The sequence below is a fragment of the Allobosea sp. genome (genome assembly GCF_030695125.1).
GTDB lineage: Bacteria > Pseudomonadota > Alphaproteobacteria > Rhizobiales > Beijerinckiaceae > Allobosea.
Genome location: NZ_JAUYTP010000058.1, coordinates 35,383 through 46,170, shown reverse-complemented (window position 1 = coordinate 46,170; position 10,788 = coordinate 35,383). Strand labels below are relative to the sequence as shown.

The 10,788-nt window shown below is 68.0% G+C and carries 8 protein-coding genes; 2 read left to right on the top strand and 6 right to left on the bottom strand.

The window, feature by feature from the left end; genetic code table 11:
- Nucleotides 1-33 precede the first annotated feature (33 nt).
- Nucleotides 34-1,497, bottom strand: coding sequence for a xanthine dehydrogenase small subunit (gene xdhA / locus Q8S38_RS18405; RefSeq protein WP_305681799.1), 1,464 nt, complete (start codon nt 1,495-1,497; stop codon nt 34-36).
- 309 nt (nt 1,498-1,806) lie between these two features.
- Here xdhA and guaD point away from each other — a divergent pair, with 309 nt between their 5' ends.
- Entirely contained in the window at nt 1,807-3,126 is a 1,320-nt protein-coding gene (gene guaD / locus Q8S38_RS18400; protein ID WP_305681798.1) for a guanine deaminase, read from the top strand.
- 148 nt (nt 3,127-3,274) lie between these two features.
- On the opposite strand, the gene Q8S38_RS18395 is transcribed toward guaD, so the two are convergent.
- From Q8S38_RS18395 to Q8S38_RS18375, 5 genes are all read right to left on the bottom strand, one after another.
- A complete protein-coding gene (locus Q8S38_RS18395; RefSeq protein WP_305681797.1) occupies nt 3,275-4,132 on the bottom strand; it encodes a D-amino-acid transaminase in 858 nt (285 codons plus the stop codon).
- 126 nt (nt 4,133-4,258) lie between these two features.
- Nucleotides 4,259-5,860 carry a peptide ABC transporter substrate-binding protein gene (locus tag Q8S38_RS18390; RefSeq protein WP_305681796.1) on the bottom strand — a complete coding sequence of 534 codons (1,602 nt, stop codon included), beginning with the start codon at nt 5,858-5,860 and terminating at the stop codon, nt 4,259-4,261.
- Between the two features lie 129 nt (nt 5,861-5,989).
- Entirely contained in the window at nt 5,990-8,290 is a 2,301-nt protein-coding gene (locus Q8S38_RS18385; protein ID WP_305681795.1) for an NADP-dependent malic enzyme, read from the bottom strand.
- A 155-nt stretch (nt 8,291-8,445) separates the two neighbouring features.
- Nucleotides 8,446-8,682 carry an Lrp/AsnC ligand binding domain-containing protein gene (locus tag Q8S38_RS18380; protein ID WP_038361355.1) on the bottom strand — a complete coding sequence of 79 codons (237 nt, stop codon included), beginning with the start codon at nt 8,680-8,682 and terminating at the stop codon, nt 8,446-8,448.
- Nucleotides 8,683-8,786: 104 nt separating this feature from the next.
- Nucleotides 8,787-9,611 carry an alpha/beta hydrolase gene (locus tag Q8S38_RS18375; protein ID WP_305681794.1) on the bottom strand — a complete coding sequence of 275 codons (825 nt, stop codon included), beginning with the start codon at nt 9,609-9,611 and terminating at the stop codon, nt 8,787-8,789.
- 169 nt (nt 9,612-9,780) lie between these two features.
- Here Q8S38_RS18375 and Q8S38_RS18370 point away from each other — a divergent pair, with 169 nt between their 5' ends.
- Entirely contained in the window at nt 9,781-10,782 is a 1,002-nt protein-coding gene (locus tag Q8S38_RS18370) for an asparaginase (RefSeq protein ID WP_305681793.1), read from the top strand.
- Nucleotides 10,783-10,788 lie beyond the last annotated feature (6 nt).

The following is a 10,788-nucleotide window of genomic DNA, read 5'->3' as shown; positions in this document are numbered from 1 at the left end:
GCGGAGGTTTCGCTTTCGAGCCGACGGCGCGCATCAGCCATGGGCCGCCTCCGCGAGTTGGCCGGCCACGCGGGTCTCGACATCGGGCTGCGTCGTCTCGATCAGGAACCGCCGCAGCAGGTTCCCCGCGACCGTCAGCCGGTAGCCGGCCGAGGCGCGCATGTCACTGAGCGGCGTGAAATCGCTGGCCAGCGCGGCTATTGCAGCGTTCACGGCGGCCTCGTCCCAGCGCCGGCCGGTCAGCGCGGCTTCCGCGGCGGCGGCGCGTTTGGGCGTGCCCGCCATGCCGCCATAGGCCAGCCGGGCCTCCGCAATGCGGCCAGCGGAATTGAGCCGCAGCAGGAAGGCGCCGCAGACGGCGGAGATGTCCTCGTCGAAGCGCTTCGAGATCTTCGAGACATGGATCAGCGCATCGGGGCCCGGCCTGGGCACGATCACCGCCTCGACGAACTCGCCCTCGCGCCGGTCCTGCTTGCGGTAGTCGAGGAAGAAGTTCTCCAAGGGGATTTGGCGCTGTTCGCCGCCACGACGCAGCACGAGCGTCGCCCCCAGCGCGATCAGCGCCGGCGGCAGATCGCCGATCGGCGAACCATTGGCGATGTTGCCGCCGATCGTGCCGGCGTTGCGGACCTGTTCGCCGCCGAAGCGGCGCATCAATTCGTCGAGCTGCGGCGAAAGCGATGCCAGCACGGGGCGAACCTCCGCATGCGTCGCCATCGCACCGATGACGACGCGGTCGCCCCGATCCGCGATCTCCCGCAGCGCCGCGATGCGCCCGAGGGAGATGACCGGGTCGAGCCGTCGCATGCCCTTCGTCACCCAGAGCCCGACATCGGTCGCGCCCGCGACCAGCGTCGCCTGGGGATGGGCGGCCACCAGATCCGCCAGCTCCTCGACGGTCGCCGGGGCGAAGAAGTGCCCGCCGGGGCCGGAGAGGGCGAGAGTCTCGTCGTCTTCGAGATCATGCAGCCTCGCGGTGACCGCCTCGTAGTCCGGCCTGTCATGGCCGCCGGATGACATGCGCAGCGCTGCCGCGATGATCGGCTCGTAGCCGGTGCAGCGGCAGAGATTCCCCGCCAGCGCATCCTCGATGCGCGCAACCGATGGCGCATCCTCGTTCAGCCAGAGCGCGAAGAGCGACATCACGATGCCCGGCGTGCAGAAGCCGCATTGCGAGCCGTGACAGTCGACCATCGCCTGCTGCACCGGGTGCAGGCTGCCGTCCGGGCCTTTCAGATGCTCGACCGTCAGCACCTGGCAGCCATCGAGCGTCGGCAGGAAGCGGATGCAGGCATTGATCGCCTCATAGCGCAGCCGACCGCGATCGAGCCGGCCGACGACGACCGTGCAGGCGCCGCAATCACCCTCGGCGCAGCCTTCCTTGCTGCCGGTCAGGCGCCGCTCCAGCCGCAGCCAGTCGAGCACCGTCAACGTCGGATCGCAGTTTGCGATCTCGATCAGCGCGTCGCCGAGGAGGAAGCGGACCGTGTCACGCATGGGCGGCTCGCATGGTGCTGAGCGCTCCATTGTGGGTCATCCCGGGTGCCCCCTCGGGTCCGGCCTTTGGCCGGCCCAAGGACAGGCTCCGGGAGACCCGGGATCCATGCCGGAACCTCTGCTGGACGCGCTCCGGAATGGATCCCGGATCTCCGCTTCGCTGCGTCCGGGATGACGGCACGAAGGGCGAGGGTCGGGACTGATCCGATGCGACACAAATCATGCTCTCAGATTAGGCATGATCCCCGCTTGGCCGGAAGCTTTGATTTGGTGCAGATGTGATGTGAATCCGAGCCGGAGTGCCAATCCTTGAGCCAGACCAGTCCCCTTCGTGCCCTGCGCGGCCGCCTTTTGTGGTTCGTGGCCGATCCGCACGACCTCGGCGAGGCGGCGCATCGTTATGTCGCGGACGGGGTGCTGGTGATCGAGGGCGGCATGATCCGCGCGGTCGGTGCGGCGGAGGCCATCCTGCCAACCCTGCCGGCGGGGGCGGAGATCATCGACCACCGCCCGCATCTGATCATGCCCGGCTTCATCGACGCCCATCTTCACATGCCGCAGACGCAGGTGATCGCCTCTTATGGCGCCCAGCTGATGGACTGGCTCGAGCGCTACACCTTCGTCGAGGAGCAGCGTCTGGCGCAGCAGGGCCACCCGGAGAAGCTCGCGACCTTCCTGCTCGATGAGTTGTTGGCCAACGGCACCACGACGGCGGTGATCTACTGTTCCGTGCATCCGCAATCGGCGGAAGCGCTGTTTGCCGAATCCGAGCGCCGCAACACCCGCATGATCGCCGGCAAGGTGATGATGGACCGCAACGCGCCCGAAGCGCTCACCGATACAGCCGAGAGCAGCTATGCCGACTCGAAGGCGCTCATCGCGCGCTGGCACGGCAAGGGCCGCCAGCTCTACGCCATCACCCCGCGCTTCGTCGTGACCTCGACGCCGGAGCAGATGGAGGCCGCCGGGCGGCTGGCCGCCGAGCATCCCGACTGCCATGTCCAGACTCATATCAACGAGAACCGCGCCGAGATCGCGCTCGCCAACGAACTCTATCCCGAGCCTGGCGACTATGCCGGCATCTATCAGCATTACGGACTGCTCGGCCCCAGAAGCCTGCTCGGCCACTGCATCCACATGACCGACCGGGAATGGCGGCGTTTCGCCGAAACCGGCAGCGTCGCCGTGTTCTGCCCGACCTCGAATCTCTTCCTCGGCTCCGGACTGTTCGACTGGTCCCGCGCCCGGGCGGAGGGCGTGCCGGTGGCAGTCGCGACCGATATCGGCGGCGGCACCTCCTATTCGATGCTGCGGACAATGTCGGAGGCCTACAAGGTGCTGCAGTTGCAGGGGCAATCGCTCTCGGCCTTCGCCGCGCTCCACGCCATCACGCTGGGCAACGCCAAGGCGCTGAAGCTCGACCATCTGATCGGCTCGCTGGAGCCCGGCCATGAGGCCGACGTTGTCGTGCTCGATGCTGCCGCCCAGCGGGCCATGGCACACCGGCTCGAGACGGCGCGCGATCTGGCCGAGGAGCTGTTCGTGCTGGTCACGCTCGGCGACGAGCGCAACGTCGTCGCGACTTACGTGATGGGCGAGCGGGTGCCGCGACCGTCCCATCCGGATTGACGCCCGAACCTCCCCGTCATCCCGGACGCAGCGAAGCGGAGCTCCGGGATCCATCGTAGGGAATTGCGCTCTCCGATGGATCCCGGATCGGCGCGGCTGCGCCGCTTGTCCGGGATGACGAGGAGGTTGCGGAAGAGACCGTATCAGGTCACCCCAGCACGCCGCCCTTGCGCGCGAAGTCGATATAGATCTCGCGCAGGCGCAGCGCGGTGGGGCCCGGTGCGCCGTTGTGGATGCTGTGGCCGTCGATCGTCGTCACCGGCATGACGAGGCTGGTCGCCGACGTGATGAAGGCCTCCTCGGCATCCAGCGCCTCCTGCAACGTGAATTCGCGCTCCTCGAAAGTGAAGCCCGTCTCCGCGATATACGCCAGCACGGCCTTGCGGGTGATGCCGGGCAGGACCTTGTTGGAGAGCGGCCGCGAGATCAGCGTCTTGCCCTTGACGATCCAGGCGGTCGACGAGGCGCCCTCGGTTACGACGCCGTCCTCGATCATCCAGGCTTCCTGCGCGCCGTTTTCGGCGGCGAACTGCTTGGCGAGCACCGGGGCGAGCAGGTTGACGCTCTTGATGTCGCGCCGGGCCCAGCGCAGATCCGGCGTCGAGACGACCTTGATGCCGGTCTTTACCGTCGGCGCGTTCACGAAGTTGCGCGCCTGGGTGAACATCACCAGCGTCGGCGGCACGTCCTTCGGGAAGGCGAAATCGCGGTCCGAGGCGCCGCGCGAGACCTGCAGATAGATGCCGCCCTCGTCCAACGCGTTGCGCTTGATAAGTTCATCATGGATAGCCACCAGTTCCGCCGTCGACCAGGGCAGGGCGAGCCTGATCTCGCCGCAGGAGCGCGCGAGCCGCGCCAGATGCGCCTCGCAATCGACGAGCTTGCCGCCGATCACGGCCGAAACCTCGTAGATGCCGTCGCCGAAGATGAAGCCGCGGTCGAAGATCGAGATGGTGGCGTCTTCCTCCGGCAGATAGGCGCCGTTCACATAGACAATGCGGCTCATCGATCAGGTCTCGTCAGCGGTTGAAAGGCAGGACTGTCCTAGCCGACGAACGCCGCGGGCGCGAGGGCGAATGCCCCTTCGCCAGCGCGGGGCGCCCCGGCATTTTCCGGGACATCCCTTCCGGATTCAGGGCCGGAGGCTGAGGAAGCGGCTGGGGATCGCACCATGCGGGTTGGGTGCGAAGCCGGTAAGCTTCGGCGAGACGAGATTGCGCGTCGTGTAGTGCAGCACCGGTATCCAGGGCTGCTCGCGGGCGATGACGCTGTCGGCCTCGCGCAGGATGGCCGCCCGCTCCGCGAGATCTGGCTGGGCGGCGGCGAGCGCCATCAGCCTGTCGAACTGCGGATCGGCGAAGCGGCCGAAGTTGAAGCTGTGCGTGTCGCTCTGGAACAGGAACAGGATATTCTGGGGATCGGAATAATCGGCGATCCAGCCATAGCGCGCGACGTCGAATTCGCCGCCCTCGCGCAGATGCGCGAAATGACTGGCGCTGTCGGTCTCGAACAGGGAGGTCTCGACGCCGATCGCCGTCCACTGCTCGGCGATGGCCTGGATGGTGCGGCGGTTGTCGTCGCTGCGGTTGTAGCGCAACTCCAGCCGCAGCGGCACACCGGGCCCGAACCCGGCTGCGGCCAGGAGCCGGCGCGCCTCCTCCTCACGCTCCAGCGGCGTGGCCATCTTGAAGTCGAGCTCGGCGCGCTCGCCGTAATGGCCGATGCCGGGCGGGATCACGCCATAGGCCGGCAGCATCGCCCCGCTCCAGATCCGCTCCGCGATGAACTCGCGGTCGATCGCCAGTGAAAGCGCCCTTCGCACCCGGGTGTCGTTGAAGGGGGGCTTGGCCGTGTTGAGCACGAGGAAATAGGTGCCCAGCCCCGGCGCGATCTTGACCTGCGCGCCGAGCTTGGCCCGCAGACCCTGGATCTGGTCAGCGGGGATGTCGGTCGTCAGGTGCAGCTCTCCGGCCTGGAAACGCCGCGCCGCGACGGCGGGGTCCGAGCTCGGATAGACAATCACCGTCTCGACCGCGACGTTCGCGGCGTCATGGAAGGCCGGGTTCCGGTCCAGCCGGATATGCGAATTGGGCACGAACTCCCGGAGGCGATAGGGCCCGTTGGTCACCAGCGCCTCCGGCCCGGCGCCGCTTCTCCCGATCCGCTCCATCATCGAGCGGTGGACCGGCAGCCCGGCCGGGTGCGTCAAGAGCGCGAGCAGATAGGGCGTCGGCCGCTCCAGCGTGATCTCGAGGCGCAGCGGCTCGGGTGCGCTCACCCCGAGATCGGTGGGGGTCGTCCCTTCGGCGCCCTTGTGCAGCTTCTCCGCGTTCAGGATCGGGTAGAGCAGCGCGGCGGAAGGAGCGCCGCTGCGTGGATCGAGCACGCGCCGCAACGAGGCCACGAAATCTCCCGCCGTCACCGGGTCGCCATTGGACCAGCGCGCGGTCTCGCGCAGCGCGAAGCGCCAGATCCTGCCATCCTCGCTCGTCGTCCAGCTTTCGGCGACGCCGGGGACGACCGCGCCCCGCATATTGTGGATCACCAGCCCTTCGGACAGGTCGCGCAGCAGATGCGCCTCGGCCACGGTCGTCGACTGGTGGGGATCGAAGCTGCGCGGATCGCCGTCGTTGCCGCGGTGGAGCACGCCCTGGGCCAGGGCCGGGCCGACACCTGCCAGCACCAGCAGTGCCGCCAGCATTGGGGAGGCCGCGCGGCGCAGGGCTGTGAACATCGACAATCTCCCCTCGGACGACGACACGGCCGCAAAGCAGGGATTCGCGAAGGGAAGTAGAGCCCGGCTTTGACGGCCTGCCAAGCGCCCGGAGCCATCTGCTCCAGGAAAACGGATCCGGCGCCGCGGCTAGCCCGCCGCAGCCGCCGCCCGCTCCTGCGCCTCGACCACCGCCACCGCGGTCATGTTGACGACGCCGCGCGCTGTCACCGAGCCGGTGAGGATGTGCACGGGCTTGGCCGCGCCGATCAGGATGGGTCCCACCGGCAGCGCATCCGCCAGCACCTTGGCGAACTGGTAGGCGATGTTGGCCGCGTCGAGATTGGGGAAGATCAGCACATTGGCGACGCCCTTGAGCCGCGAGGAGGGCAGGACGCGCTCGCGCACCATCGCCACCAGCGCGGTATCGGCCTCCATCTCGCCATCGCATTCCAGCTCCGGCGCGCGCTCGCGGATCAGGCCGAGCGCCTTGCGCATCTTGAGCGCCGAGGGCGTGTCCGCCGCGCCGAAATCCGAATGCGAGAGCAAAGCGATCTTGGGCTCGATGCCGAAGCGGGCGACATGGCTCGCCGCCAGCACCGTCATGTCCGCGATCTCCTCGGCGCTGGGATCATGCTTCACATGGGTGTCGGCGAGAAAGAAGGCGCCCTTGTTGGTGATGATCAGCGTCATCGCCGAGATGTCGCAGACGCCAGGCGCCAGGCCTATGATGTCCTTGATGTGCCGCAGCCGCGACATGAACCGGCCTTCGAGGCCCGTGATCATCGCATCCGCCTCGCCGCGCGCCACCGCCAGCGCCGCGATCACCGTGTTGTTGGTGCGCACGAGCGAGCGTGCCGCCTCGGGGGTGATGCCGCGCCGGCCGGCGATGTCGAGATAGGTCTGGACGTAGTCGCGATAGCGCGGGTCGTCTTCGGGGTTGATCACCTCGCAGTCGACGCCCGGCCGGATCGACAGGCCGAACCGCTGCACGCGACTCTCGATCACGCTCGGGCGGCCGATCAGGATCGGGATCGCGAGCCCTTCTTCCAGCGCGATCTGGGCGGCGCGCAGCACGCGCTCATCCTCGCCCTCCGCATAGATCACGCGCTTGGGGTCGGCCTTCGCCTGGGCGAAGAGCGGCTTCATGATGAAGCCGGAGCGGAAGACGAAGCGCGACAATTCCTCGCGATAGGCCTCGATGTCGGCGAGCGGCTTGCGCGCCACGCCGGTCGCCATCGCCGCCTGCGCGACGGCCGGCGCGATGCGGATGATCAGCCGCGGATCGAACGGGTTGGGGATCAGCGAAGTTGCCCCGAAGGTCGAGGATTCACCGCCATAGGCGCGCGCCGCGATGTCCGACGTCGCCTCGCGCGCCAGCGCCGCAATGGCGCGCACGGCTGCAAGCTTCATCGCCTCGTTGATCGTCGTCGCCTGCACGTCGAGCGCACCGCGGAAGATGTAGGGGAAGCAGAGGACGTTGTTGACCTGGTTGGGATAGTCCGAGCGCCCGGTGCAGATCATCGCGTCGGGCCGCACCGCCAGCGCGTCCTCCGGCGTGATCTCGGGGTTGGGATTGGCCAGCGCCAGGATCAGCGGCTTGGGACCCATCGCCTTGGCCATCTCGGGCTTCAGCACGCCGGCGGCCGAGAGGCCGAGGAAGACATCCGCGCCGGGGATCACCTCGGCCAGCGTGCGGGCGTCGGTCTCCTGCGCATAGACCTCCTTCCAGCGGTCCATCAGGGTGTTGCGGCCCTTGTGGACGACGCCTTCCAGGTCGGTGACCCAGATGTTCTTGCGCTGGGCCCCGAGCTCGACCAGCAGGTTGAGGCAGGCCAGCGCGGCGGCGCCCGCGCCGGACACGACGATCTTGACGTCGCCGATCTTCTTCCCCGACAGATCGAGCCCGTTCAGGATCGCCGCCGAGACGATGATCGCCGTGCCGTGCTGATCGTCATGGAAGACCGGAATGTTCATCCGGGCCTTGAGCTGCTCCTCGATCTCGAAGCATTCCGGGCCCTTGATGTCCTCGAGATTGATGCCGCCGAAGGTCGGCTCCAGCGCCGCGACGACCTCGACGAATTTATCGATGTTCTTCTGCTCGACCTCGATGTCGAAGCAGTCGATCCCGGCGAATTTCTTGAACAGGACAGCCTTGCCCTCCATCACCGGCTTGGAGGCGAGCGGGCCGATGTCGCCCAGCCCCAGCACGGCGGTGCCGTTGGTGATGACGGCGACGAGGTTCTGGCGCGAAGTCAGCTCGGCGGCCTGGGAGGGATCGTCGACGATGGCTTCGCAGGCGGCGGCGACGCCGGGGGAATAGGCGAGCGCGAGGTCGCGCTGGTTGCCGAGCGGCTTGGTCGCCTGGATCTCGATCTTACCGGGGCGGGGCAGGCGGTGATAGACGAGCGCGCCCGAGCGCATATCCGCCGACAAGGTGCTCTTAGCCATCCCCACGCTTCCTTCGCATCGCAATTCGAGGGCAGGAGGTCGCGCGGAAAGCCCCGCCGCGTCAAGCGCGACGGCGGCAATAATGCGTGGTGAGAAAGCGGAATGCCGGTCAGCACGCCGTCTGGCGCGCGAAGTGCGCGATGCACCCCGCCGGCCTAAAACGCCTTGAAGGTGATGATCGTGTGGGTGTCGGCGATTTCGGGGATCGACTGCACCTTCTGGGCGACGAAATGGCCGATATCGACATCGGCCGCGACATGGAACTTCGCCAGGATGTCGTAATTGCCGGCGGTCGAATAGATCTCGGAGGCGATCTCGCGATCGGCGAGTTCGCTGGCGACCTCATAGGTCTTGCCGAGCTTGCATTTGATCTCGACGAAGAAGGTCTGCATCGCGGGCTCCGGATCTCGTCTGCGGTCTGGCCCGTCCGGCGGCCGGGAGGCCGCCCGCCGCAGCCGCCGCGCCCGATCTGGATAGAGCCTCCCGCCCCGTCAGATCAAGCGCCGGCGAGTTCGGCGATGCGGCGCGTCATGGCGTTCTCGGGATCGGCGAGGCCCGCGATCACCGTGAAGTGGTTGGCGCCGGCGATCTCCTCATAGCGGGTGCGGACGCCCGACAGCCCCCAGACATCGACGATGCGGCGGCTCTGCTTGAAGTACTCCTCGCTCTCCTCGCCGCCGACGACGGCGTCCATGACCAGGCCGGAGGGCGCCGGCCAGAACAGCGGGCTCTCGCGCTCGGCCGCCTCGAAGCTGAGATTGAGCGCACCGTTGATGCTGGTCTCCGTCAGAGGCTTCAGATTGTAGAGGCCCGAAATGCCGTAAGCGGCCGGCACGAGATGCTCCGGCAGGTTCTCCTCGACATTGGCCCAGTTGGTCGCGAGCAGGCAGGCGGCAAGGTGCCCACCCGCCGAGTGGCCGCTCGCGACCACCGGCAGCGTGTAGCGCTGCCACAGGGCCGCGGCCGCATGCTGCATCTCCCAGACGATGTGGCCGACCTCGACCTGCGGGCAGAGATCATAGCCGACGACCGCAACGGGGACGCCGCGCCGGTTCAGCCCGCGCGCCATATGCGAAAAGAAGCTCCGGTCGAGCGCCTGCCAGTAGCCGCCATGGATGAACAGGACGATGGCGTTGCCGCGCATCGTCTCGGGCTTGAACAGGTCGTAGCGCTGGCGCTCGCTCTCGCCATAGGACACGCCCAGCTCGCACAGGGCCTCGGCGCGATAGGCCTCGGCATCCCCGGCCCAACTCGCGATGATCTGCGGATGCTCCGGCACGCGGGCGCGGTTGTTGTACTGGATCTCGTAGTCGCCCGACATTCCCTCGCTCCGGCTCGCCCGATCTGCGGATGCAGCCCCCTTTCGGGAGCGCGTCACCCCCCGCTTGGCAGGTGTCGCCACTGTGCGCCATCGCTTTTGACAGGTCGAGCCATGGGCGGCACAAGGCTGCGCGCGTCTCGTGCAGGACGCTTTTGCTGGGGAGACGACGATGGACAACCCGATCCTGGCCGAGGTGACGCGCGGCGGCACGGTCGAATCGCGCCATCGCGGCGCCGCCATCGTCGTCGACGCCGATGGCGGCGTGGTCTTTTCCACCGGCGATGTCGAGCGCCCCGTCTTCCCGCGCTCGGCGGTGAAGGCGATCCAGGCGCTGCCGCTGCTCGAGAGCGGCGCCGCTGACCGCTACGGCCTGACCGAGGCCGAGATCGCGCTCGCCGTCTCCTCCCACTCCGGCGAGCCGCTGCATGCCGAAACCTCGCTGGCGATGCTCGCCAAGGCCGGGCGCGAGGCCGGCTGCCTCGAATGCGGCGCGCATTGGCCGATGAACGAGAATGCCGCTCGCGCGCTGGCACGGGCCGGCCGCGAGCCGAGCGCGCTCAACAACAACTGCTCCGGCAAGCATGCCGGCTTCGTCTGCCTCGCCTGCGGGATCGACGAGGACCCCGCAGGCTATGTGAAGGCCGGCCATGCCGTGCAGAAGGCCGTGCGCGGCGCGCTGGAGGATGTCACCGGAGCCGCCCACTCGACCGACCTGATGGGCACAGACGGCTGCTCGATCCCGACCTATGCGGTGCCGCTGAAGGCTCTTGCCCTCGGCTTCGCCCGCATCGGCACCGGCCATGGCTTCGGCCCTGAGCGGGCGAAGGCGGCCGCCCGCATCCGCAAGGCCGCCGCGGCGCATCCTTTCATGGTGGCCGGCACCGGCCGCTTCGATACCCGCGCCATGGAGCTGCTGCGCGAGCGCATCTTCATCAAGACCGGCGCTGAAGGCGTCTATTGCGGCACCTTGCCGGAGCTGGGCTATGGCATCGCGCTGAAATGCGACGATGGCGCCGGCCGTGCGGCGGAGGTGGTGATGGCAGACCTGATAGCGCGGTTCCTGCCGATGGACGAGGCCGGCTTGGCCGCCTTCGCGCCGCTGCGCGAGAGCGTGATGACGAACTGGAACGGCATCGAGGTCGGCCGGGTGAGGGCGGCGTCTGGCAACTGAGCCACC

Bases quoted from the DNA above. Each gene is read 5' to 3' on its own strand.
- Q8S38_RS18395 (WP_305681797.1), bottom strand. From the start codon at position 4,132: ATGAGCCGCATTGTCTATGTGAACGGCGCCTATCTGCCGGAGGAAGAC.
- Q8S38_RS18375 (WP_305681794.1), bottom strand. From the start codon at position 9,611: ATGTCGGGCGACTACGAGATCCAGTACAACAACCGCGCCCGCGTGCCG.
- Q8S38_RS18390 (WP_305681796.1), bottom strand. From the start codon at position 5,860: ATGTTCACAGCCCTGCGCCGCGCGGCCTCCCCAATGCTGGCGGCACTG.
- Q8S38_RS18370 (WP_305681793.1), top strand. From the start codon at position 9,781: ATGGACAACCCGATCCTGGCCGAGGTGACGCGCGGCGGCACGGTCGAA.
- Q8S38_RS18385 (WP_305681795.1), bottom strand. From the start codon at position 8,290: ATGGCTAAGAGCACCTTGTCGGCGGATATGCGCTCGGGCGCGCTCGTC.
- Q8S38_RS18380 (WP_038361355.1), bottom strand. From the start codon at position 8,682: ATGCAGACCTTCTTCGTCGAGATCAAATGCAAGCTCGGCAAGACCTAT.
- xdhA (WP_305681799.1), bottom strand. From the start codon at position 1,497: ATGCGTGACACGGTCCGCTTCCTCCTCGGCGACGCGCTGATCGAGATC.